The organism is Streptomyces sp. NPDC111744 (genome assembly GCF_055634995.1).
In genome coordinates, this window is record NZ_JBVKCG010000003.1 from 322515 (window position 1) to 344515 (window position 22001).

Below are 22001 nucleotides of genomic sequence, written 5' to 3' on the forward strand. Positions count from 1 at the left end.
AGACAGACACTGAGGAGGTTTTCGTACCTGCCGCCCTTCGGGCGGACCCCCTGAGAGGGGGTTGGCCTGCCTCGGTCAGTGTTTGATGCCTACGCCCGCCAAGAGGCCGATCTGGGCGTCCGTGGGCTCCGTCCCGTCGGCGGGTCCTTCGGGCCGCCAGCGGTGGCAGCAGACGAGGCCGGGCTCGATCAGGTCGAGCCCGTCGAAGAAGCGGCTGATGTCCTTGCGCGAACGGAACTGCACGGGAGTCCCGGAGTTGGTGTAGACCTCCGCGACCTTGTTCCAGGTGGGGGGGTCGAAGTCGGGCGTGCAGTGGTTCATGGCGAGGGCACTGCCGGCCGGCAGTGAGTCGAGCAGCCGGCGGACGATGTCGTACGGGTCGTGCGGGGCGGTGATGAAGTGCACGAGCGCGTTGAGGGAGAGGGCGATGGGCTGGTCGAAGTCGAGGACTTCCGAAGCCTGCACGGCGGTCATCAGCGCATCGGGGTCCCTGACGTCGGCCTCGATGTAGGTCGTGCGTCCCTGCCTCGTGCTGCGCATGAGGCGTTCGGCGTACCTGAGAACGAGGGGGTCGTTGTCGGCGTAGACGACGCGGGCCTCGGGCACCAGGGACTGGGCGACCTGGTGCAGGTTGGGTTCGGTCGGGATGCCGGTGCCGATGTCGAGCCACTGGCGGATGCCGTGCTCCTGCGCCAGGACACGGGTGGCCCGGTGCATGAACGCCCGGTTCTCGCGGGCGGTCACGAAGATGCCGGGGTGGGCCTTGGCGGCGACCACGGCCGCCTGCTGGTCGATCTCGAAGTGGTCCTTGCCACCGAGGAAGTAGTCGTACATCCGGGCCGAGTGCGGCCTGCTCGTGTCGAGGTCCCGGCCGGCCTGACTGGTGCTCATCTTCTCCCCTTCACAGGTGTGTGTGTCTGTCGGCCCGCAGGCCGGGAACGGGACCGGTGTCGTCACTCCCGCTCGCAGTCGTCTCATCCGGTGGCCAGATGATCGGCCAGGCCCTGTTTGACCCCGCGGACGAAGGCGGCGATCTCCTCGGGCGGGTAGATCAACGCGGGTCCGGCCGGGTCGGTCGACTGCCGTACGGCCACGCGGCCGTCGGCGAGCTGTTTCGCCTCCACGCACTGACCGCCGTTCGGCCCGCTCCACGGGCGCTCCCAGCCGCGCTCGCCGAGATCGCGGGCCGGCATCCCGTTGTACACGCCCTCGTCGGTGATCGTCACGAGTACTCCTTGCGCATGCGGTTCAAGAGCACCCTGCTGTCCTCCGCCGACGTCAGCAGCGCCATTCGGGAGTGCGCCTCGAGATGCGCGACGACGTCCGCGCGCTGATCCAGATAGACGGAGGCGGACAGGAGTTCGCTGTAGACGATGTCCGGCAGCTCGGGTTCCTCGAACCGGAAATAGGTGAAGGGGGCGCACGCCCCGACATGGGCACCCGCGGCGAACGGGACGATGTCGATGCTGATGTGCGCGAGCTCGGACATGTCCAGGAGCCGCTCGATCTGCTCCCGCATCACGTCAGGGCTGCCCACCGCCCGGTGCAGGACGGCTTCCTCCATGACCACCCACAGCGTGGGGGCGTCCTCCCGTTCCAGCAGGCTCTGGCGGCGCAGCCGCAGCTCCACGCGGCGCTCGAGCTCCTCCTCGTTGCCCTTCGGCAACCCGCCGCGCAGCACGGCGCGGGCGTAGTCGGGAGTCTGCAGAAGGCCGGGGACGTACTGGGGTTCGTAGGTGCGCAGGGTCTTGGCGCCGGTCTCCAGGCTCACGTAGGCGGTGAACCAGCTGGGAACGGCGTCGCGGTAGGAGTGCCACCAGCCGGGCTCGTTGGCCTGCTCGGCCAGGTTGACGAACTCGTCGATCTCCTGGCGGTCCGCGCCGAAGGTCTCCAGGAGCTTCTCCACGTAGAGAGGCTTCAGCGCGACCTCGGCCTTTTCCAGCCGGCGGATCGTCAGGGTCTTCACGCGCAGTGCTTTTGCCGCGTCCTCCAGCGAGGCACCGGCGCCGAGCCGCATGTCCTGCAGCCGGCGGCCGAGGATCATGCGCAGGACCGTCGGCGCGCTGGCACTGGACCGGGCCTCACTCACGCCCAACCTCCTGAGGGATCATCAACGACGCCATTCTGTCAGCCCCTTGATGGCGACGCCAGGGTGATACCCGACCGCTGAAATTATCAGGGAGTCGGTTGCAGCGTGAGCGCGATCACCCGCATAGTTGACGTGTGAGCGGTCAGGTCACAGCTCTGACGCAGCATCCGGCCCGGACGGGAGGCGTGATGCTGATGTCGTCGTCGGCACCCCACCGCAGGGCGCCTGCCTCGGCACCCGCATCTCACCGCTCGAGCCCCGACCCCCCACACCGCGCCCGCCCCCGGAAGGCACTGGAAGGCGACATCCGTGACTCTGCCCACGCCCTCAGCCCCGGTCCTGACCCCCGCCTCAGTCACGACCGTGCCTCGTCGGGAGTACTGGTTCAGCCTGCCCGCCCTGCCCACCAGCCCGAGAGCCGCCCGCGAGACCGTGCGCGACCGGCTCCGTGTCTGGAAGGTCCCCGGCGACGCATTGTCCGACGCGGTGCTGCTGGTCTCCGAGCTGACCACGAATGCCGTACTCCACACCGACAGCGGTCATGTCCTGTGTGGGCTCACGCTGACCGGCGACGAGCGGTGCCTGCGTATCGAACTCCACGACGACGGCCACACCCCGGTCCGCCCGCCCGAGTACCACGCCGGCCCCGGCCAGGAGAACGGGCGAGGCCTGTTCCTCGTCCAGCAACTCGCGGACCGCTGGGGCTCCGCACGCTCGACGCGGGCCGAAGGCAAGGTCGTCTGGGCAGAGCTGACGGCTCGCCCCTGACGCCATGAGCGGACCCGTTCCCCCGTCCGTCCCCTTCGCGCGGCGAGGAATCCGTTCTCCCCGATCCGCCTACAGAAGGCGCCCATGACCCCCCACCGTGAAACCGCTTCTCCCGTCGTGCTGTACGTATGCGCCGACCGAGCCCGTGGCACGGGCGGGGCGGCCACGCAGTGCGCGCGGACAGAAGGCCACGCGTTCGCCCAGGAGCGCGGACTGACGATCGCCGAGGTCGTCACCGACACCTACGGTGAGCCCGACCCGGCCCGGCGCAGAGGGTGGCAGCGTGTGAGACAGCTGGTACAGACAGGTCACGTCACTGCGGTGCTCGTCCGCTGGCCCAGCGCCATCGCCCCGGAGTCCGCGCACGAACTCCGGCACCGCGAGACCGCCTGGCTCCACGACCACGGCGTGCGCGTCCGGTACACCTGGGCGCCTTTGTCGTCGAGGAGCGACGAGACCCAGTGATCCGATCCCGCCCGGGGATACAGCTGATCACGGTCTTGAATCGCATCCGGGATCCTCGTCCAGCGGGTGGCCGCCCGCTGGACGAGACCGGAGCACGTGAGTGACGACAAGTCATGAGTGGACCGGCTCCGTCGGGTCCGGGAGGTGCGACGCCACCACCCGTTCCCGGGCGCCCGTCGGCAGGACATCCCGGCGACGGTCCACCGCGAACGCCACGCTCGCGACGCCCAGGCCCAGCACCGCCAGCGCCGCGCCCGTCACCGCCGGGGACGTCACGCCGAAGCCCGCGGCGAGCGCGACGCCGCCGATCCAGGCGCCACCCGCGTTCGCGAGGTTGAAGGCCGCCTGGTTGGCGGAGGAGGCGAGGGAGGGGCCTGCCGCCGCGCGTTCCATGACCATCAACTGGAGGGGCGAGCCGGTGATGAACGCGGCCACGCCGAGCAGGGTCACCGCCAGGGCCGCGCTCCACTCCGCCCGCATCAGGACCGGGAACAGGAGCAGCACCGCCACCATGGAGGCCAGGCCGCCGAACAGCGTGCCGCGCATCGCGTGGTCGGCGAGGCGGCCGCCGATCAGGTTGCCGGCGGTGGCGCCGACGCCGAAGAGGGCCAGCAGCAGGGTCACGTCCGAATCGGCGTACCCGGCGGAGTCGGTCAGCATCGGCGTGATGTAGCTGTACGCGGAGAAGAGGGCGCCGAAGCCGACGACCGTCGTGGCGAGGGCCAGCCAGACCGGGAGGGAGCGGAGGGCGGTCAACTCGCCGCGCAGGCCGGAGACCGGGGCCGGGGTGTCCGCCACGCGGATCAGCAGAGCGACCGCCGCCATCGCCGCCACGCCGATCAGGCTCACGCCCAGGAAGGTCGCGCGCCAGCCCAGGTGCTGGCCCGTCAGCGTGGCGACCGGGACGCCCGCGATGTTGGCGACCGTCAGGCCCATGAACATCAGGGAGACCGAACGGGCCTTGCGCTCCGGTGCCACCAGGTCGGTGGCGACCACCGCGCCCACGCCGAAGAACGCGCCGTGCGGCAGGCCGCTCAGGAAGCGGGCAGCCAGGAGGGAGTCGTAGCCGGGGGCGAGGGCCGAGAGCGCGTTGCCCGCCACGAACAGGGCCATCAGGGAGATGAGCACCCTGCGGCGGGGCATGCGCGCGGTCAGCGCGGCGAGGAGCGGGGCGCCTATGACGACGCCCAGCGCGTACGCCGAGACCAGGTGCCCGGCGGTGGGGATCGATATGTGCAGGTCGTCGGCGACGTCGGGCAGCAGGCCCATCATCACGAACTCGGTGGTGCCGAGACCAAAAGCGCCGACGGCCAGGGCGAGCAGGGCCAGGGGCATGGAGGGCTTTGCCTTTCGGGGAGCGGGGTTCCGTGCGGATGTCTTTAAGTTCAGCTACGGAACAAAGCATGCCCGGTCCGGTGTTCCAGCAGGTTACAGCGCGGTGTCCGATTGTCCTTACAAAGAGAACAACACTGGCCTGACCAGGTGCTTTTACGAACCCGATGTGGTCAGGTTCACACGCGCGGCGACGGGGAGGTGGTCGCTGCCCGTCCTCGGCAGGGTCCAGGAGCTGTCCGGCTCCACGCCCTTCACCATGATCTGGTCGATGCGGGCCATCGGGAACGCGGCCGGCCAGCTGAACCCGAAGCCGCTGCCCGCCGCGCCCTGCGTGGAGCGCATCTGCGAGGTGACGCCGTTGAGGGAGCGGTCGTTCATCGTGCCGTTGAGGTCGCCGAGGAGGATCACCCGCGGCAGGCTCTCGTCGGCGATGGCCTCGCCCAGCGCGTCCGCGCTCTTGTCCCGCTGCCGGGCGGTGAACCCGGCGTTCATCTTCACCCGCACAGAGGGGAGGTGGGCGACGTAGACCGCGAGGGAACCCTCCGGCGTGGCGACCGTGGCCCGCATCGCGCGCGTCCAGCCGAGCTTGATGTCGACGGCCTTCACCCCGGTCAGCCGGTACTTGCTCCACAGCCCCACGGTGCCTTCGACCGCGTGGTACTTGTACGTCGACGCCAGCGCCTTCTCGTACGTCGGTACGGCCGACGCGTTCAGCTCCTCCAGGGCCACCACATCGGCGCCGGACGCGGCGAGTCGGTCGGCGGTACCGGTCGGGTCGGGGTTCCCGGCGTTCACGTTGTGCGTGGCGACCGTGAAGTCGCCGCCGGTGCCGGACTTGTCGGTGAGCAGGCCGCCGAACATGTTCAGCCAGACGATCACCGGGAGAAGGACGGCGATGAGCGCGGTCGCCGACTTGCGCAGCACGCCGAGCAGCAACAGCACCGGGATCAGCAGGCCCAGCCAGGGCAGGAACGTCTCTGTGAGACTGCCGAGGTTGCCGATGGCGTTGGGGATGCGGGCGTGCATCAGCATCACACCGGCCAGCAGCAGCGCGATGAAGGCGAGGACGACACCCCGGCGCCAGATGCGCGGGTCGTCGCGCCAGCCCGCCAGCAGGCGGTTCACCAGGCGCCGGAACCGGTCTCCCCGACGCTCGGGACCCGAGCCGCCGTTGTCCGTCTCCGTCAAGTACGCCTGCTGCGCCATACCGTCTGCCTCACAACCTGCCGTGCACCGTCGTCCCCCGGATACGACCCTAGGGGATGATCGGCTCCGATCCCGCCGTCACATGACGGCCGTACGGAATACGGGACGAACACACCGGCCGAAGGGGTTCCGGTTACCGGCCGGTCGGGGTGCACTGTGACGAAACGTGCACATTCCGCCGACGGCGACGACAGCTCTTACGGCTGCGGCTCCGGGCTCGGTTCCGGTACCGGTGAGCTGACGGGCTGTAGGCCGGCCAGTACCGAGTCGACGATCTGTTCGGCCAGGCCCTCGGGGAGTTCCGCGTCCGAGCGCAGGATGGCCCTGAGCAGCATCGGGCCGGTGAACATGTCGTTGGCCAGATCGATGTCGACGTCCGCGCGGAGTTCGCCGTTCTGCTGGCCGCGGCGCAGCACCTCCTTGCCGAGTTCGCGCCGCGGGTTGACGACGTTGGCGTGGTACGCGTCCCAGATCCGGGGGCTGCTCTTCATCTGGGCGAAGACGTTGTGCAGGATCGCTGACGAACGGTTCATCAGCCCCCGCTGGCGCAGCGCTTCGAGCATCACGACGAGGTCGTCGCGCATGGAGGTGCCGGGGAGTTCGGGGTCGGGGGGCTCGGCGGCGCGCATGACGTCGACGAAGAGCTCCTCCTTGCCGTTCCAGCGGCGGTAGATGGTGGCCTTGCCGACGCCGGCGGTCCGGGCGATCCGCTCGATGGACAGCTCGGCGAGCGGAACACCGTCCTCCAGGAGCTTCATCACCCCTTCGAGGATGGCGCTCTCCACCGCCTCGCTGCGCGGACGGCCCCGGGCGGGACCCACGGACCGCGGCCGACTGTCGGCAAGCCTCACGTCATACCGTCCTCTCACTGGCTGCGGGAATTCTCCCGCAGCCCAAGCCTCCCCCCGTGGCTCCGCGCCGTACCGTGTGCCCGGTCACTCCGCGGCGGCGACCAACTCCTGTTCCCGCTCGCCCCGCTGACCGGCCGGCGGCCTGCCCGGCAGGAAGAGGGCCGTGACCACGGCGCCGAGCAGCGCGACGCCCACACCGCACAGGGCGGTCATGTGCATGGCGTGCAGGAAGGCGTCGTTGGCGGGCGTGACCAGGGCCTTGCCCTGTACCCCGAGCTTCTGGGCGACACCCAGCGTGGCCTCGATGGACTCGCCGGCGGTCTCGCGCAGCCCGGGCGGCAGGGCGCCGAGCTTGCCCTCGATGCCGTTGCGGTACGACGTCGACAGCACCGAGCCGAGGACGGCGATACCGAGGGCGCCGCCGACCTGGCGGAAGGTGTTGCTGAGCGCGGAGGCGGAACCGGCCTTCTCCCGGGGCAGGGCCTGCATGATGACGACCGAGGTCGGCGTCATGATGTGCGCCATGCCGGTGCCCATCAGGAAGAAGACGACCTCGAGGAGCCAGATCGGGGTGTCGGCCTCGAAGGTGGCGAACATGCCCAGCATCGCCGCGATCAGCACCAGGCCGCCCGCGGTCGTGGCCTTGTTGCCGATCCGGTTCACGACCAGCCGGGCCCGCGGCGCGAAGATCAGCTGGGCGACGGCCAGCGGGAGCAGCAGCAGACCGGACTGCAACGGCGAGTAGCCGCGCACGCTCTGGGTGTAGAAGACGGAGAAGAAGGTCACGCCCATCAGTGCGAAGAAGACCAGCGCGATGGCGGCCATGGCGGCCGAGAAGACCTTGTTCTTGAAGTAGGTGACATCCAGGGACGGGTGGTCGGTGCGCATCTCGTAGATCACGAAGCCGGCGAGCACCACGACACCGGCGGCGATGGTCGCGAGCACCTTGGCGTCGGTGAAGTCGGCCAGTTCGCCGCCCTTGATGATGCCGTAGACCAGCAGGACCAGCCCGACGACGGAGAGCACCACGCCGACGGGGTCGAGCCGGCCCGGGCGCGGGTCGCGCGAGTCGGGCACCAGCCACACCATCAGCGCGAGCGCGGCGATCACGATCGGTACGTTGACGAGGAAGACCGAGCCCCACCAGAAGTGGTCGAGCAGCACACCGCCGGTGATCGGGCCGATCGCGATGGCGAGGCCGACGCCGCCGGCCCAGATGCCGATGGCCTTGGGCTGTTCCTGACGCTCGAAGACGTTCATCAGGACGGCGAGGGTGGCGGGCATCACGAAGGCGGCGCCGAGGGCCATCAGGCCGCGGTAGGCGATCAGCTGGTCCGGGGAGCCGGACTCCGCGGCCAGGGCCGAGCCGATGCCGAACACGACGAGGCCGCCGATCAGCACCTTCTTGCGGCCGAGCCGGTCGCCTACGAGGCCGGCGGTGAACAGCAGGCCCGCGAAGACCAGGGTGTAGGCGTTGATCGCCCACTCCAGCTGGCTCTGGGTGGCACCGAGGCCGGTCGGGGCCGGGGTGGAGATGGTCTTGATGGCGACGTTCAGGATCGAGTTGTCGAGCACCACGATCAGCAGGCTCAGCATGAGCACGCCGAGGATCGCCCAGCGGCGCCGGTGCACCTCCTCGGATATGCGCGGGCCGGATGGAGCGCGGTCGGCAGGAGTTGTCATGACGACGAGCCTAGGACCATTTCAATACGGCCCCGTCTCGTATCTTAATTCCTTTACCCAGACCTTACACAACGCGTCATGGCGAGGCGCTCCCAACGCTTTCACGGCCGGTGGCCGATGACCGATGGATCACATGGCGGTCCCCTGGCCGAGGACGGCACGAAGTGCCACCATGGAAGCGATCCGGGGACACCGTCAGGGTGCCTCGAGATGAATTGAAGGAGCCGTTGCCATGACGCAGCTCTCGGCTGCCCAGCCTGCGCAGAACAGCCCCTCCGACGGCAGCAGGACGCTGTACGGGGGGAAGGGCACCCGCCGCATCACGGTCCGCGACATCGCCCTCGCCAAGGAACGCGGCGAGAAGTGGCCCATGCTCACCGCGTACGACGCGATGACCGCCTCCGTCTTCGACGAGTCCGGGATCCCGGTGCTCCTGGTCGGCGACTCGGCGGGCAACTGCCACCTCGGGTACGAGACGACCGTGCCCGTCACCCTGGACGAGATGACGATGCTGTCGGCGGCCGTGGTGCGCGGCACCCAGCGTGCCCTCATCGTCGGCGACCTCCCCTTCGGCTCCTACCAGGAGGGCCCTGTGCAGGCCCTGCGCTCGGCGACCCGGCTGGTGAAGGAGGCGGGTGTCGGCGCGGTCAAGCTGGAGGGCGGCGAGCGCTCGCACGACCAGATCCGGCTGCTCGTCGAGTCCGGCATCCCGGTGATGGCGCACATCGGCCTGACCCCGCAGTCCGTCAACGCGATGGGCTACCGCGTGCAGGGCCGCGGCGAGGAGGCGGCCCAGCAGCTGCTGCGCGACGCCAAGTCGGTCCAGGACGCGGGCGCGTTCGCGGTCGTACTCGAACTGGTCCCGGCGGAGCTGGCGGCCGAGGTGACCCGGGTGCTGCACATCCCGACGGTCGGCATCGGCGCCGGTTCCGAGACCGACGCCCAGGTCCTGGTCTGGACGGACATGCTGGGCCTGACCTCGGGCCGGGTGCCGAAGTTCGTGAAGAAGTACGCGGACCTGCGCGAGGTCATGGGCAACGCGGCCCGCTCCTACGCCGAGGACGTCGTCGGCGGAACGTTCCCGCTGGAGGAGCACTCCGTCCACTAGAGCCACTGCGGTAACACCCAAGGACAGCCCGCCGATCGTCCCCCGTCGGCGGGCTGTCCGGGTTTTGCGCCTGAACCGGCGCCGCTCTCGCGGAGGTGGTTGCTCACCGTGGGGGTTGCTCAATCGATGGTCGCGGTGGTGGGTGGGGGCTCATCACTCAGGTTCACCCGCAGGTGCCAGCGGATCTCGCCGTCGTGTCGTTCGTCGGTGGGGGTGAGTCCTGCGGCCCTGGCGACGGCGGCCGAGGCGCTGTGGTCGGGGTGGATGTGGGCGATGACGGTGTGCACCGGCTGCCGGGTCAGCCAGTCGACGAGTCCGCGGGCCGCCTCGGCGGCGACGCCTCGCCCCTGCCAGGGGGTCCCCACCACCCACGCGATCTCGGCGACCGGTCCGGCGACCGTCGCCTGCACGGTGCCGGTCAGGCACGACTCGGCGCGGAGCCGGATCACCCAGTTCAGCCAGGAGACGGCCGGGTCGGGAGAGCCCGCGGTGAGGCGCCGGTAGCGCGAGCGCAGGGCTCCGGGGGCCTGCGGGGTGCCCCCGATGAAGGTGTGCAGGGCCGGGTCGGACAGCACCGCGGCCATCTCCTCGGCATGCCCGATGCGCAGCGGCAGCAGCTCCAGGCGCTCGGTGTCGATGGGCTGAGCAGCGAGGACGGTCATGGCTTGCACGGTACGCCGCCCCGTGTCGGCGGAGTTTCCGCTGGTGTCGGCGGCCTGTCGGTGTTTTGTCGGTGGGGCCTGGCACGGTTCTTCCCATGACGCGAATCGACAACACCGCCGTGACCGTACGGGGGCTGGTGAAGCACTACGGCGACACCAAGGCTCTCGACGGAGTTGATCTGGACGTCCGCGAGGGCACCGTGATGGGTGTCCTCGGGCCGAACGGGGCCGGAAAGACGACCATCGTACGGATTCTGTCCACACTGCTGAAGCCCGACGCCGGGCAGGCGACCGTCGCCGGCTACGACGTCCTGCGCCAGCCCCGCCAGCTGCGCCGGGTGATCGGCCTGACGGGGCAGTACGCCTCGGTCGACGAGAAGCTGCCGGGCTGGGAGAACCTCTACATGATCGGGCGGCTGCTCGACCTGTCCCGGAAGGACGCCCGGGCCCGGGCCGACCAGCTCCTTGAGCGGTTCTCGCTGACCGACGCCGCCAAGCGGCCGGCCGGTACCTACTCAGGCGGTATGCGCCGCCGGCTGGACCTCGCCGCCTCGATGATCGGGCATCCCCAGGTGCTGTTCCTGGACGAGCCGACCACCGGTCTCGACCCGCGCACCCGCAACGAGGTGTGGGACGAGGTCAAGGCGATGGTCGGCGAGGGCGTGACCGTGCTGCTGACCACCCAGTACATGGAGGAGGCCGAGCAGCTCGCCTCCGAGCTGACCGTCGTGGACCGCGGGAAGGTCATCGCCGGCGGCAGGGTGGAGGAACTGAAGGCCAAGGTCGGCGGGCGGACGCTGCGCGTGAAGCCGGTCGATCCGCTCCAGGCGCGGCCGCTCGCCGCCATGATCGACGAGCTGGGGATCACCGGGCTCGCGACCACGACCGTGGACGCCGAGAGCGGCACCCTGCTGGTGCCGATCCTCAGCGACGAGCAGCTGACCGCCGTGGTCGGCGCCGTCACCGCGCGCGGTATCACCATCAGCTCCATCGTCACCGAACTGCCGAGCCTGGACGAGGTGTTCCTGTCCCTCACCGGCCACCGCGCCAGTGCCCCGCAGGACGCCACGCCCGCAGAAGACCGCGAGGAGGTCGCCGTATGAGCGCCGTCGCCACCACCCCGGCCGCCGACGTCCGGATCCCGCTGCGCGGGCATCTGCGCCACACCGGGGCCCTGATCCGCCGCAACCTGCTGTGGATCAGGCAGGACCCCGAGTCCATGTTCGACGCGCTGCTGATGCCGGTCGTCTTCACGCTGCTGTTCGTGTACGTCTTCGGCGGCTCGATCGGGCAGGCGCTCGGCGGCGGCCAGGACGGCTACGTCCAGTACGTCATCCCGGGCATGATCGCGATGATGAGCATGACGCTCTCGCAGGGCGTCGGCACCGGGTTCAGCCAGGACTTCAACTCCGGTGTGATGGACCGGTTCCGGTCGCTGCCGATCGGGCGCGGCTCGGTGCTGTTCGCGAAGATCTCCGTCGAGCTGGTGCGGATGCTGTTCGCGACCGCCGTGCTGATGATCGTCGCCGTGCTGGTCGGGTTCCACATCACCCACTGGGGCGGGCTGTTCGCCGCCGTGGGCCTGTCCGCGGTGTTCGCCTCCTCGATCATGTGGGTGTTCCTCACCCTGGGCGTGATCCTGAAGAGCGCTCAGTCCGTGCAGGCGATGGGGTTCCTGGTGCTGTTCCCGCTGCAGTTCGGCTCGTCGATCTTCGCGCCGACGAAGTCGATGCCGGGCTGGCTGCAGGCCTTCACCGACTACAACCCGCTGTCCACGCTGGCCGACGCGGCACGCGGACTGATGGTCGGCGGCCCGGTCGCGCACGACCTGTGGATCACGCTGGGCTGGTCGGTGGGGATCACGGCGCTGGCGGCGCCCTACGCGATCTACAGGTTCCGCACCAAGAGCTGAAGTTCGGCAGCCCGGGTCAGATCAGGGCGGTGGCCTCCGCGAGGGAGAGGCCACCGCCCTCGGCGTACGCGGACTCGTAGGCGGCGTCGTCGCCGAGGGCGGCACGCACCTGGGCCTCGGTGCGGGCGCGCATCGTGCGTTCCATGCCGGAGCGGATGTGGCCGGGCGGCAGCATGGCGTCGGCGGCGCCCAGACAGCGGGCGGCGTCCCGGGCGCGGGTGCCGCCGTCCGCACCGGGCAGCGCCTGGGCGGCGACGGTCAGGACGGAGGAGACGCTGTGCGGGGTCATGGCCTGGGTCATCGGGTCGGCGGAGTGATGTATCGCCTCGCGCAGCTTGGCCAGGGCCTCCGTGTGGAGGCCGTCGAGGGCGTCCACCCACGCCTCCTGGGTGAGGATCAGGGCGTCGAAGACGATGAAGTGCGCGATCTTGAACTGGGTGCGCAGCAGCCGCAGTTGCTCGCGGGCCTCGGCGATCCGGTCGGTCAGCAGCAGCCACATGGTGAGGAAGAGCCGAGCGACGGGCATCGCCTCGTTGTGGCTGCCGTCATGGTCGGCGATGACCTGGCGCAGCAGCCGTTCACCCCGCTCGGTCTCGCCCAGTTCGAGCAGCGCCATGCCGAGACGGGCGTTGAGCACGGCGACCTGGGAGTGGGCGCCCAGCCGTTCGGCGCGTTCGATGGCGGCCTCGTAGTCGGCGGCGGCCGCTCGGTACTCCCCCTTGCGTTCCCGGGACTCGGCGCGCGCGGAGAAGGCCTCCGCGGCACCCCAGTCGTCCCCGAGGCGCCGGAAGAGCTCCAGGGACTCGTCGGCGTCGCGGATGGCGGCAGCGGCCGAGGCGGCGAAGTTGGCGAGCACGTTGGCGCGCAGTTGAAGGGCACCGGCGAGCTCCCACTCGTAGCCGGGCGTACGACGGCACGTCTCGACGCCGGCGTCGACGATGGTGCGCAGCTGCTCCAGGCCGCCGGTCAGCATCACGGCGAAGAACCAGAACATGCCGGGGGCCCGGCAGGTCTGCGGCAGTCCGGGCTCGTAGGCCTGGGTGACGGCGCGCATCTTGGCCTGCGCTTCGGGTGTCTGCCAGACCTCCAACTCGGTGTCCATACAAGCCAGATGGGCCAGATGGACCCCGCGCCGGGCCTCGACGAGGGTCTCTCCGGTGTACGGCGGCGGGGCGTCGGTCACGCGCTGCCACACCGGTTCCGCTCGGCGGACCGGCTCGGCGAAGGGGTCCGGGCCCAGGGCCATGATGTCGGCGCACCAGGTGCGGGTCTCGACGCGCTTGTCACGCAGCTGCCAGTACCAGACCAGGGAGTGGGCCAGGCACAGCGCCTCCTGCTCGTCCTTCGTGGCGATGGCGTGGCGTACGGCGGTGCGCAGGTTCTCGTACTCCAGCTCCAGCCGTGCCACGGCGGCACGCTGGCCGGAGCCGCGCAGCAACGGGTCGGTGGTGCGGGCGAGTTCGCGGTAGTACGTCAGATGGGCGCGCTCGGCGGCGGGGCGCTCGCCGCTCTCGTCGAGGCGTTCGCGGGCGTACTCGGCGACGGTCTCCAGGAGCCGGTAGCGCATCCCGTGCCCTTCCGAAGGGGCGGCGACGACAAGGGACTTGTCGACCAGGGAGGCGAGCGTTTCGAGGGTGGCGGGGCCGCAGACGGCCTCGGCGGCGGCCAGGTCGCAGCCGCCCGCGAAGACGGAGAGCCGGCCGAGGACGTCCCGTTCGCCGGCGTCGAGCAGGTCCCAGGACCAGTCGACGACCGCGCGCAGGGTCTGCTGGCGGGGCAGCACGGTACGACTGCCGGAGGTGAGCAGCCGGAAGCGGTCGTCGAGCCGGTCGGCGATCTGGCGGGGCGTGAGCATCCGCAGCCGGGCGGCGGCCAGCTCGATGGCGAGGGGCAGTCCGTCCAGGCGGCGGCAGATCTCGGCGCAGGCCGCCGCGGTCTCCTCGTCGGCGTCGACCGTGAACCCGGGCCGGGCCGCACTGCCCCGGTCGGCGAGCAGCCGCAGCGCCACCGGCTCGGGCAGCGGCTCCACCGGGCGCAGCAACTCCCCCGGGACGCCGAGGGGTTCACGGCTGGTGGCCAGGATCGTCAGGTCCGGGCAGCGTTCAAGGAGCCGGGCCGACAGGTCGGCCGCCGCGTCGACGACATGCTCGCAGTTGTCGAGGACGATCAGCATCCGGCGCCGGGCGCAGTGGTCGACGAGCCGCTCGACCGGGTCGTCGTGCCGGTCGGCGGCGGCCCGCATGCCCTCGGCGCCGGCGCCGTAGAGCACGGTCTCGCGGGCGCCGAGCGCGCTGAGCACGGCCTCGGGGACGTCGGCGGGGTCGTCGACGGGGGCCAGCTCGGCCAGCCACACCCCGTCCCGGGCGGCGTACCGCACGGTCTCGGCGGCCTCCTGGGACAGCCGGGTCTTGCCGGCCCCGCCGGGCCCGAGCAGGGTGACCAGGCGGGCGGCGGCGAGGTCCCCCCGGATGGCCTCCAGGTCGGCCTCGCGTCCGACGAAGGAGGTGAGCCGGGCACGCAGGTTGCCGGGCCGGGACGGCTCCTCGGGCGCCGGTGCCGGGTCGAGCAACTCGGCATGCAGGGCGCGCAGTTCGGGCCCCGGGTCGGAGCCGAGGCGGTCGGCGAGCAGGTGCCGTACGTCGTCGTAGGCGGCCAGCGCCTCGGCGGTGCGGCCACAGCTGTGCAGGGCGCGCAGCCGCAGCGTCTGCAGGGGCTCGTCCAGGGGGTGGGCGTCGCACAGGGCGGTCAGCTCGGGCAGGGCCTGTTCGGCGTGGCCGAGGGCGAGGGCCGCGGTGTGACGGGCGCGCAGCGCGTCCAGGCGGCGGACGTCGACGCGGGCCGCCTCGGCGGTGCGGTCGGGCAGGTCGGCCAGGGCCGGGCCCTGCCACAGGGCGAGGGCATCGTCGAGGACGGTCGCCGCCTTGGCGGGATCGCCGTCGGCGAGCGCGCGCAGGGCTTCGCCGGTGAGCCGCTCGAAGCGGTGCAGGTCGATGTCGTCGGGGGCGGCCGCGAGCCGGTAGCCGCCGTCGGTGGACTCGATCGCGTCCGCGCCGAGCGCCCGCCGCAGCCGGCCGACCAGTGCCTGCAGGGCGCCGCCGGCGTCGGCGGGCGGGTCGGCGCCCCACACCTCGTCGACGAGCAGCCCGGCCGGCACCCCGCGCCCGGGGCGCAGCGCCAGCACGGTCAGCAGGGCCCGCAGCCGCGCCCCGCCCACGGGGACGGCCGTGCCGTCGGGGCGGAGGGCCTGGGTGGTGCCAAGAATCCGGTAGCGCACGGGGTCCATTGTCCCTGGGGACGCCCGGCCTCCGCCTCAGGGTTTCAGATGCGCATGAACTGGGAGGAGTCGAGGGTGAGGGTCTGGTCGGCGACGGGGATCTCGATCCGGTCACCGAAGACGCCGGACTCGTTGTGCTGGTACTCACCGCTCTCGGGGCGGGTGAGCAGGGTCCAGCGAGCGGAGAGCCGGTTGCGGCTCTCCGGGGAGACGACCTCGACCACGAAGGGCAGCAGCTTCTCATTGACCTCGCTGTCGCCCGAGCGAACCTGATCCAGAGGCAGCGCCGCGGCATCGGGCTCGGGCTTGCACCCCTCACGTGTGCGCGTGGGTGGCCGGTACCAACGTCAGGCCGTTGCCGTCAGTCGAAGGCGCGCGCTGCGCGGGATCTCGATCCGGTCCTGGACCAGTTCGACCCATCCTCTGCGATCGTCATGCGCGCCTCCTCCTTCGACTCGATATCAACGTAACGACTACCTGGAACCCTGAGCCCTCCGCATGACGTTGTTCTCACGTCACCTGTACGGTCGACCCCGCACGCCCCCGCCGCCGCGCCCCAGGAGTCCCGACCCATGACCGCCACCACCACCCGCCACAGCGACCGGCGGATCAGTCCCGTCTTCGTCGGGATCCTGGCCGTCACCGCCGTCACCGGGTGGGCGACCTGGTCCGGGTTCGCCGAGCAGCCCGGGGTCGCCGTGTTCCTGTTCGTGACGGCGGCCTGGATCGTCTCGCTGTGCCTGCACGAGTACGCGCACGCGCGCACCGCCCTGCACAGCGGTGACATCACGGTGGGCGCGAAGGGCTATCTGACCCTGAACCCGCTGAAGTACACCCACGCCCTGCTGAGCATCGTGCTCCCGGTGCTGTTCGTGATCATGGGCGGGATCGGTCTGCCGGGCGGTGCGGTCTTCATCGAGCGCAGCCGGATCCGCGGCCGGTGGCGGCACAGCCTCATCTCGGCGGCCGGCCCGCTGACGAACGTGCTCTTCGCCGCCGTCTGCACCGCCCCGTTCTGGCTGCACTCCCTGGACGGCGTGCCGCGCGACTTCCGTTACGCCCTCGCCTTCCTCGCCCTGCTCCAGGTGACGGCCGCGATCCTGAACTTCCTGCCGGTGCCGGGGCTGGACGGCTACGGCGTGATCGAGCCCTGGCTGTCCTACGACATCAAACGCCAGGTGGAGCCGTTCGCCCCCTTCGGCCTGCTCTTCGTCTTCGCGCTGCTGTGGGTGCCGTCGATCAACAGCGCCTTCTTCGACGTGATCGACGCGCTGCTGCGCGGCCTTGGCGTGGACGACGTGAACCGTTACTGCGGTCAGGAGCTGTACCGCTTCTGGCAGGGGTCGAACGAGTACTGCTCCATCGCCCCGTAGCCGTCACGCCGAGAGCCGGAACTCCTCGCCCAGTGCCTGGAACACCCCCGCGTTCAGGGCGAAGGCGCGCTTGCACTCGGTCACGATGCGCTGCTTCTCCAGGTCGTCGGCGTTCACCGCGTCGAGGAGTTCGCGGTAACCCCGCTTGAAGGCGGCGGGGTTGGCGATGTCCTCGAAGACGTAGAAGCGGACGCCGTCGCCCTTCTTCTCGAAGCCCCAGGTCCGCTCCGCGCGGTCGCGGATGATCTGGCCGCCGGAGAGGTCGCCGAGGTAGCGGGTGTAGTGGTGGGCGACATAGCCGGCCGGCCAGCGCTCGGCGCACTCCCGCACCCGGGCCGCGTACTCCTCGGTGGCCGGCAGCGCGGTGAGCCCGGTCCGCCACCCGGCGCCGCGCAGATGCGCGAGGTCCCGCTCCAGCGCCGCCAGCCGGAACAGCTCGGGCCGTACGAACGGCCCGGCCACCGGGTCCGGCGCCAGCCGCGCGGCTCCGCTCTCCAGCGCGTCGTACACGAACCACAGCTGCTCGGTGTAGCGCGCGTACGCCGCCACGCCCAGCCGGCCGCCCAGGAGATCGCTCATGAACGTCGAGGTCTCCGCCGCCACGTGCTGCTCGTGGGACGCGGTGCGGATGAGTGTCGAGAAGGAGTCCATGAGCAACATCCTCTAAGGTAAGCCTTACCTAAGTCAATGTATTGCCGACGCCCTGTCGGCAAAGTTACCGACATCATGTCGGTAAAAGCGTACCCGAAAAAGGCCCGCCCTCCGAGTGGAGGACGGGCCCAGCAGAACGGCGGGCTACGTCGGGCTACGGCAGGGTGAGGATCTCCGCGCCGCTGTCGGTCACCACCAGGGTGTGCTCGAACTGGGCGGTCCGCCGGCGGTCCTTGGTGACGACCGTCCAGCCGTCGTCCCACATGTCGTACTCGTACGTCCCGAGCGTCAGCATCGGCTCGATCGTGAAGGTCATCCCGGGCTGCATCACGGTCGTCGCGTGCGGGCTGTCGTAGTGCGGGATGATCAGTCCGGAGTGGAAGGAGGAGTTGATGCCGTGGCCGGTGAAGTCACGGACCACTCCGTACCCGAAGCGCTTGGCGTACGACTCGATGACCCGGCCGATGATGTTGATCTGCCGGCCGGGCTTGACCGCCTTGATCGCCCGGTCGAGGGACTCCCGGGTCCGCTCGACCAGCAGCCGGCTCTCCTCGTCGACCTCCCCGACCAGATAGGTCGCGTTGTTGTCGCCGTGCACCCCGCCGATGTACGCCGTCACGTCGAGGTTGACGATGTCACCGTCCTGGAGGACCGTCGAGTCCGGAATGCCGTGGCAGATGACCTCGTTGACGCTGGTGCACAGGGACTTGGGGAAGCCGCGGTAGCCGAGCGTGGACGGGTAGGCCCCGTGGTCGCACATGTAGGCATGCGCGACCTTGTCGAGCTCGTCCGTGGTCACCCCCGGCGCGATGATCTTCGCTGCCTCCGCCATCGCCTGGGCGGCGATACGGCCGGCGATCCGCATCGCCTCGATGGTCTCCGGGGTCTGCACCTCGGGCCCGGTGTACGGGGTCGGCGCGGGTTTGCCGACGTACTCGGGGCGGCGGATGTTTCCGGGTACCGGACGGGTGGGGGAGAGCTCCCCTGGTACGAGCAGCGACTGGCCAGACATGACTGCGAGTCTAACCAGCGGGCATGGGGGAACATGTGGAGGGCGAAAGGAGCCGGTCATGGCCCTGTTCAAGAAGCGGACCGTCGGCAAGCCGGGCGAGTGGTACTACTGCCTGGAGGACAAGAAGGTCGAGGAGGGCCCCGAGTGCCCCGGCAAGGACCGTTTCGGCCCCTACGCCTCGCGGCAGGAGGCCGAGCACGCGATGGAGATCGCGCGGGAGCGCAACCTCCAGTGGGAGAACGACCCGCGCTGGCACGACGCACCGGCCGGTGACGCCCCGGAGGAGGACTGATCAGGGTCGGGGCTGATCAGAGCTGGGTCGGTGCGGCCGTGCGTTGAGCGCGCAGCCGTACGGCGTGCTCATTGGTCCGTGCGTCGTACGACATCAGGGCGGGCAGGCACAGGGCCAGCAGGCCGACCGTGCCGGCGCACAGCAGGCCGCCCACGCCGACGGACGCGCGGACGCCCAGCCATCCGGCCATGCCACCGGCCCTCACCTGGCCGAGGGTCGGGCCCACGGAGTACGACAGCAGCTCGATCCCGGCGAGACGGCCGCGCAGCTCGTCGGGGATCGTCTGGTTCCACATGGCGCCCCGGAAGATCCCGCTGACCATGTCGCAGCCGCCGGCGACGGCCAGGAGGAGCAGGACCAGCCATACGTTGCCGGCGGCGCCGGCGGCCGCGATCGCCAGACCCCACAGGGCGGCCGACAGCACCACCATCCGCCCGTGCCGGCGCACCCGCGAGGTCCAGCCGCTGACGACACTCACCAGGAGTGACCCGGCCGGGATGCTCGCGTACATCAGCCCGAGCGACCACTTCGCGTCCAACTCGTCGGCCAGGAACGGGAGGACGGCGAGCGGCATCGCCAGGAACATCGCGGCGAGGTCGACGGCGTAGGTGCCGAGGAGTTCCTTGCGGCCCCAGGCGTAGCGGGCGCCCTCCGCGATGGAGCGCAGGGAGGGTTTCGCGGCCTCGTGGGAGGCGGGGGACGCGGCGATCGGGAGGATCAGGACGACCGAGACGGCGAAGGTGACGAGGTCGGCGCCGTACGCCCAGCCGAGGCCCGCGTACGCCACGACCAGGCCGGCGACGGCGGGGCCCGCGACGCCGCCGACTGTCCAGCGGAACGAGTTGAGGGCCGCCGCGGCCGGGAGGTCGTCGTGGGCGACGATCCTGGGCCAGAGGGAGTCCAGGGCGGGGCGCTGGACCGATCCCAGCGCGGAGGAGAGCGCGGCGACGGCGTACAGCGGCCAGACGGCCGGGTGCGGCAGCAGGGCGTTGAGCAGCAGGGCCGCGCTGAGCAGGCCCTGACCTGCCTCGGTCCAGAGGATGAGCAGACGCTTGTCGAGGGCGTCGGCGAGGGCGCCGCCGTAGAGGCCGAAGAGGATGAGCGGGAGCAGCTCGACAGCGCCGACGGCACCGACGGCGGCCGCGCTTCCGGTGAGGTCCTTGATCTGCACCGGGAGTGCGACGAACGTCAGGAACGTCCCGAAGTTGCTGATCAGACCGGAGGCCCACAGCCGCCGGAAGTCGACGGAGGCCCGCCAGGGGGCGAGGTCGGGAAGCACGCTCACGCTGAGCCATCCTGAACGGCGCGGTGCGCCACATCAACCGCTTTTCCCACCCACCCGTCTCGGTCGGCAGCGAGGCGAGGTGAAAAGTTGAGCGAGAGGGGCTGCTCGGTCGGCCGAGGGCGTCCGCGCCGGCCGCCCGGCGGTGGGGCGCGCCGGTGGCATCCCGCCCCGTCTCGGTCGGCGTCTCCGCTTCTCCTCGGTGCTGCGGCAGGCAGACAGCCAACAGAGTCGGTGGCTGGGCGGGGAACTACCAGGGGGTCGAAGGCGGCGCCGTTACCGTTTCCGCCAGTCTCGACAGGCGGTCTCTGAAGCGGCGGCGGGCCCTTGGGGACGGGCCGTTCTCGCCTGTCGCCGCGCTGACCAGGTGCTGGACCGTGTCCAGGTCCAGTCCCGCGCCCTCCGGGACCGTGAGGGTCTCGTGGGCCATCGCCGTCAGCGCGTCGTCGGCCGTGGTGGACAGGGCCAGTACCGTCACCCCGGCCCGGCGGGCGGTGTGGACGTGGTCCAGGAGGGGTGCCGACTCGCCCGGCGCCACCACCAGCAGCGTCTCGCCCCGGCGGGCCGCCTCGATACGGCCGAGGCCGACGGCGAGATGGGCCGGGTCGGTGGGGCGGCCCCCGTGCCGTACCAGCGTCGGCGCCAGTTCCGGCGTACCGGACCACGCGGCCTCGTCCACCAGGTGCGCGGCGAGATGCCACGGCTCGTACTCCGGGGTGCCCAGCAGGAGCAGTCCGCCGCCGTGTGTCACCACCGAGCCCCGCAGCGCGCCCGCGAATCTCCGCGTCGCCCCCAACCACTCGGTTCCGGCGAGCACTTCGCGCAGCAATGCGACCCGTACGGCGTCCATGCCCCCGCATACTGCCGCAATCGGGCACTCGTGACGCGGAGTTCACCGCGAGTTCGCCCAATCCGGGGAGAAGGCGGCCCATGAGCGACGTAGAAGCAAGCATTCCCTTTCGCGCGGGTACCGAGGGCTACGCCAGTTTCCGGATCCCGGCCGTGGTGGTCTCCCGGGCGGCCACCGTGCTCGCCTTCTGCGAGGGGAGGGTCGACTCCGCCGCGGACTACGGGCATATCGACGTGGTGCTGAAGAGGTCCGGGGACGGCGGCCGTACCTGGGGGGCGCTCCAGGTCGCCGCCGCCAACGGCACCGACCTCGCCGGCAACCCCGCCCCCGTCGTTCTCGACACCGGCCGGATCCTGCTCGTCCACGTCCGCAGCGCCGCCTCCGCCACCGAGGACGCCATCCTGCGCGGGCAGGTGTCGGACGCGGACGGGCGGCGGGTGTGGGTGCAGCACAGCGACGACGACGGGGTGACGTGGTCCGCTCCGAAGGAGATCACCAAGACGGTGAAGAAGGCCGGTTGGCGGTGGTACGCCACCACCCCCGGGCACGCCGTCCAACTGCGCTCGGGGCGGGTCGTCGTAGCCGCGAACCACACCGTTGCGCCCACCGGGACCGACAACGGCACCGAGGGCAAGTACAACAGCGGCCACTGCCTGCTCAGCGACGACCGGGGCGAGACCTGGTACCTCGGCTACGTCGACGAGAACACCAACGGGTACGTCAACGTCAACGAGACCACCGCCGCCGAACTCCCCGACGGACGCGTCTACTTCAACACCCGCAACGACTCGCCGTCCCCGGGCAACCGGGCCGACGCGCACTCGACGGACGGCGGGAAGACGCTGGTGAAGCCGTTCCGGCCGCAGGCCGGGCTCACCGCGCCGGTCTGCGAGGCCTCCGTACTGCAGCTGCGGGACCCGGATCTGCTGCTCTATTCGGGCCCCGCCGACCCCGCCGCCCGGGCGCTGATGACGATCCGCGCCTCCGGCGACGGCGGTACCACCTGGCGCCCCGCCTACACGGTCGACGGTCTGCCCGCCGCCTACTCCGACCTGACCCGGGTCGACGCGGCCACCGTCGGACTGCTGTACGAGACCGGGGACTTCGGCGCATACGAGACGATCACGTTCCGGCGGGTGCCCGTGAACCGGCTCACCTGACCGGGTGCGGCCGCCGCCACGGACGTAG

At 70.8% G+C, this 22001-nt stretch carries 22 protein-coding genes; 8 read left to right on the forward strand and 14 right to left on the reverse strand.

Annotated elements, in window-relative coordinates; genetic code table 11:
- Positions 1–75: 75 nt before the first annotated feature.
- The 3 genes from ACZ7OO_RS08700 to ACZ7OO_RS08710 form a co-directional block, all read right to left on the reverse strand.
- Positions 76–891: an SAM-dependent methyltransferase gene (locus ACZ7OO_RS08700; protein ID WP_471502887.1), complete on the reverse strand. Its 816-nt coding sequence runs from the start codon at positions 889–891 to the stop codon at positions 76–78.
- 83 nt (positions 892–974) lie between these two features.
- Positions 975–1193, reverse strand: a complete 219-nt coding sequence (locus ACZ7OO_RS08705; protein WP_471503398.1) for a DUF397 domain-containing protein — start codon at positions 1191–1193, stop codon at positions 975–977.
- A gap of 29 nt (positions 1194–1222) precedes the next feature.
- Positions 1223–2089 (reverse strand): helix-turn-helix domain-containing protein, encoded by an 867-nt coding sequence (locus ACZ7OO_RS08710; protein ID WP_471502889.1) that lies wholly within the window; start codon positions 2087–2089, stop codon positions 1223–1225.
- Positions 2090–2452: 363 nt separating this feature from the next.
- On the opposite strand from ACZ7OO_RS08710, the gene ACZ7OO_RS08715 reads away from it, so the two are divergent.
- Both ACZ7OO_RS08715 and ACZ7OO_RS08720 read left to right on the forward strand, forming a co-directional pair.
- Positions 2453–2857, forward strand: coding sequence for an ATP-binding protein (locus ACZ7OO_RS08715; RefSeq protein WP_471502891.1), 405 nt, complete (start codon positions 2453–2455; stop codon positions 2855–2857).
- An 84-nt stretch (positions 2858–2941) separates the two neighbouring features.
- The gene (locus ACZ7OO_RS08720) at positions 2942–3322 is read left to right on the forward strand and encodes a hypothetical protein (RefSeq protein WP_471502893.1); all 381 of its coding nucleotides are present in this window, start codon (positions 2942–2944) and stop codon (positions 3320–3322) included.
- Positions 3323–3433: 111 nt separating this feature from the next.
- Here ACZ7OO_RS08720 and ACZ7OO_RS08725 read toward each other — a convergent pair whose 3' ends face one another.
- The 4 genes from ACZ7OO_RS08725 to ACZ7OO_RS08740 form a co-directional block, all read right to left on the reverse strand.
- Positions 3434–4657 carry an MFS transporter gene (locus ACZ7OO_RS08725; RefSeq protein WP_471502895.1) on the reverse strand — a complete coding sequence of 408 codons (1224 nt, stop codon included), beginning with the start codon at positions 4655–4657 and terminating at the stop codon, positions 3434–3436.
- Positions 4658–4810: 153 nt separating this feature from the next.
- Positions 4811–5863: an endonuclease/exonuclease/phosphatase family protein gene (locus ACZ7OO_RS08730; protein WP_471502897.1), complete on the reverse strand. Its 1053-nt coding sequence runs from the start codon at positions 5861–5863 to the stop codon at positions 4811–4813.
- Positions 5864–6060: 197 nt separating this feature from the next.
- Positions 6061–6714 (reverse strand): TetR/AcrR family transcriptional regulator, encoded by a 654-nt coding sequence (locus ACZ7OO_RS08735; RefSeq protein ID WP_471502899.1) that lies wholly within the window; start codon positions 6712–6714, stop codon positions 6061–6063.
- An 84-nt stretch (positions 6715–6798) separates the two neighbouring features.
- A complete protein-coding gene (locus tag ACZ7OO_RS08740; RefSeq protein WP_471502901.1) occupies positions 6799–8397 on the reverse strand; it encodes an MFS transporter in 1599 nt (532 codons plus the stop codon).
- A gap of 232 nt (positions 8398–8629) precedes the next feature.
- Between ACZ7OO_RS08740 and panB the strand changes: the two genes are divergently transcribed.
- The gene (panB, locus tag ACZ7OO_RS08745; protein ID WP_471502903.1) at positions 8630–9505 is read left to right on the forward strand and encodes a 3-methyl-2-oxobutanoate hydroxymethyltransferase; all 876 of its coding nucleotides are present in this window, start codon (positions 8630–8632) and stop codon (positions 9503–9505) included.
- A gap of 119 nt (positions 9506–9624) precedes the next feature.
- On the opposite strand, the gene ACZ7OO_RS08750 is transcribed toward panB, so the two are convergent.
- Positions 9625–10167: a GNAT family N-acetyltransferase gene (locus ACZ7OO_RS08750; RefSeq protein WP_471502905.1), complete on the reverse strand. Its 543-nt coding sequence runs from the start codon at positions 10165–10167 to the stop codon at positions 9625–9627.
- Between the two features lie 95 nt (positions 10168–10262).
- Here ACZ7OO_RS08750 and ACZ7OO_RS08755 point away from each other — a divergent pair, with 95 nt between their 5' ends.
- Both ACZ7OO_RS08755 and ACZ7OO_RS08760 read left to right on the forward strand, forming a co-directional pair.
- Positions 10263–11270 (forward strand): ATP-binding cassette domain-containing protein, encoded by a 1008-nt coding sequence (locus ACZ7OO_RS08755; protein WP_471502907.1) that lies wholly within the window; start codon positions 10263–10265, stop codon positions 11268–11270.
- Positions 11267–12079 (forward strand): ABC transporter permease, encoded by an 813-nt coding sequence (locus ACZ7OO_RS08760; protein ID WP_471502909.1) that lies wholly within the window; start codon positions 11267–11269, stop codon positions 12077–12079. The genes ACZ7OO_RS08755 and ACZ7OO_RS08760 overlap by 4 nt, the downstream gene beginning before the upstream one ends.
- 16 nt (positions 12080–12095) lie before the next feature.
- Here ACZ7OO_RS08760 and ACZ7OO_RS08765 read toward each other — a convergent pair whose 3' ends face one another.
- Together ACZ7OO_RS08765 and ACZ7OO_RS08770 are read right to left on the reverse strand one after the other, a co-directional pair.
- Positions 12096–15362: an AfsR/SARP family transcriptional regulator gene (locus ACZ7OO_RS08765; protein ID WP_471502911.1), complete on the reverse strand. Its 3267-nt coding sequence runs from the start codon at positions 15360–15362 to the stop codon at positions 12096–12098.
- A gap of 35 nt (positions 15363–15397) precedes the next feature.
- Positions 15398–15577: a hypothetical protein gene (locus ACZ7OO_RS08770; protein ID WP_471502913.1), complete on the reverse strand. Its 180-nt coding sequence runs from the start codon at positions 15575–15577 to the stop codon at positions 15398–15400.
- Positions 15578–15925: 348 nt separating this feature from the next.
- Here ACZ7OO_RS08770 and ACZ7OO_RS08775 point away from each other — a divergent pair, with 348 nt between their 5' ends.
- On the forward strand, positions 15926–16726 hold the full coding sequence (locus ACZ7OO_RS08775) for a site-2 protease family protein (protein ID WP_471502915.1): 801 nt from the start codon (positions 15926–15928) through the stop codon (positions 16724–16726).
- A 3-nt stretch (positions 16727–16729) separates the two neighbouring features.
- Here ACZ7OO_RS08775 and ACZ7OO_RS08780 read toward each other — a convergent pair whose 3' ends face one another.
- Both ACZ7OO_RS08780 and map read right to left on the reverse strand, forming a co-directional pair.
- Positions 16730–17377 carry a biliverdin-producing heme oxygenase gene (locus ACZ7OO_RS08780; protein WP_471502917.1) on the reverse strand — a complete coding sequence of 216 codons (648 nt, stop codon included), beginning with the start codon at positions 17375–17377 and terminating at the stop codon, positions 16730–16732.
- A gap of 154 nt (positions 17378–17531) precedes the next feature.
- Positions 17532–18389 carry a type I methionyl aminopeptidase gene (map, locus tag ACZ7OO_RS08785; protein ID WP_471502919.1) on the reverse strand — a complete coding sequence of 286 codons (858 nt, stop codon included), beginning with the start codon at positions 18387–18389 and terminating at the stop codon, positions 17532–17534.
- A gap of 58 nt (positions 18390–18447) precedes the next feature.
- Here map and ACZ7OO_RS08790 point away from each other — a divergent pair, with 58 nt between their 5' ends.
- On the forward strand, positions 18448–18681 hold the full coding sequence (locus ACZ7OO_RS08790; RefSeq protein WP_471502921.1) for a hypothetical protein: 234 nt from the start codon (positions 18448–18450) through the stop codon (positions 18679–18681).
- 16 nt (positions 18682–18697) lie between these two features.
- Here ACZ7OO_RS08790 and ACZ7OO_RS08795 read toward each other — a convergent pair whose 3' ends face one another.
- Positions 18698–19966 carry an MFS transporter gene (locus tag ACZ7OO_RS08795; protein ID WP_471502923.1) on the reverse strand — a complete coding sequence of 423 codons (1269 nt, stop codon included), beginning with the start codon at positions 19964–19966 and terminating at the stop codon, positions 18698–18700.
- A 247-nt stretch (positions 19967–20213) separates the two neighbouring features.
- Positions 20214–20813 (reverse strand): hypothetical protein, encoded by a 600-nt coding sequence (locus ACZ7OO_RS08800; protein WP_471502925.1) that lies wholly within the window; start codon positions 20811–20813, stop codon positions 20214–20216.
- A gap of 80 nt (positions 20814–20893) precedes the next feature.
- On the opposite strand from ACZ7OO_RS08800, the gene ACZ7OO_RS08805 reads away from it, so the two are divergent.
- Complete coding sequence (locus ACZ7OO_RS08805) at positions 20894–21973, forward strand: sialidase family protein (RefSeq protein WP_471502927.1); 1080 nt, start codon at positions 20894–20896, stop codon at positions 21971–21973.
- The last annotated feature ends 28 nt before the right edge of the window (positions 21974–22001 follow it).

Coding starts and splice junctions, on each gene's coding strand:
- ACZ7OO_RS08780 (WP_471502917.1), bottom strand. CDS start 17,377: ATGGACTCCTTCTCGACACTCATCCGCACCGCGTCCCACGAGCAGCAC.
- ACZ7OO_RS08790 (WP_471502921.1), top strand. CDS start 18,448: ATGGCCCTGTTCAAGAAGCGGACCGTCGGCAAGCCGGGCGAGTGGTAC.
- ACZ7OO_RS08760 (WP_471502909.1), top strand. CDS start 11,267: ATGAGCGCCGTCGCCACCACCCCGGCCGCCGACGTCCGGATCCCGCTG.
- ACZ7OO_RS08700 (WP_471502887.1), bottom strand. CDS start 891: ATGAGCACCAGTCAGGCCGGCCGGGACCTCGACACGAGCAGGCCGCAC.
- ACZ7OO_RS08750 (WP_471502905.1), bottom strand. CDS start 10,167: ATGACCGTCCTCGCTGCTCAGCCCATCGACACCGAGCGCCTGGAGCTG.
- ACZ7OO_RS08800 (WP_471502925.1), bottom strand. CDS start 20,813: ATGGACGCCGTACGGGTCGCATTGCTGCGCGAAGTGCTCGCCGGAACC.
- ACZ7OO_RS08765 (WP_471502911.1), bottom strand. CDS start 15,362: ATGGACCCCGTGCGCTACCGGATTCTTGGCACCACCCAGGCCCTCCGC.
- panB (WP_471502903.1), top strand. CDS start 8,630: ATGACGCAGCTCTCGGCTGCCCAGCCTGCGCAGAACAGCCCCTCCGAC.
- ACZ7OO_RS08805 (WP_471502927.1), top strand. CDS start 20,894: ATGAGCGACGTAGAAGCAAGCATTCCCTTTCGCGCGGGTACCGAGGGC.
- ACZ7OO_RS08705 (WP_471503398.1), bottom strand. CDS start 1,193: ATGCCGGCCCGCGATCTCGGCGAGCGCGGCTGGGAGCGCCCGTGGAGC.
- ACZ7OO_RS08775 (WP_471502915.1), top strand. CDS start 15,926: ATGACCGCCACCACCACCCGCCACAGCGACCGGCGGATCAGTCCCGTC.
- ACZ7OO_RS08730 (WP_471502897.1), bottom strand. CDS start 5,863: ATGGCGCAGCAGGCGTACTTGACGGAGACGGACAACGGCGGCTCGGGT.
- ACZ7OO_RS08725 (WP_471502895.1), bottom strand. CDS start 4,657: ATGCCCCTGGCCCTGCTCGCCCTGGCCGTCGGCGCTTTTGGTCTCGGC.
- ACZ7OO_RS08740 (WP_471502901.1), bottom strand. CDS start 8,397: ATGACAACTCCTGCCGACCGCGCTCCATCCGGCCCGCGCATATCCGAG.
- ACZ7OO_RS08755 (WP_471502907.1), top strand. CDS start 10,263: ATGACGCGAATCGACAACACCGCCGTGACCGTACGGGGGCTGGTGAAG.
- map (WP_471502919.1), bottom strand. CDS start 18,389: ATGTCTGGCCAGTCGCTGCTCGTACCAGGGGAGCTCTCCCCCACCCGT.
- ACZ7OO_RS08720 (WP_471502893.1), top strand. CDS start 2,942: ATGACCCCCCACCGTGAAACCGCTTCTCCCGTCGTGCTGTACGTATGC.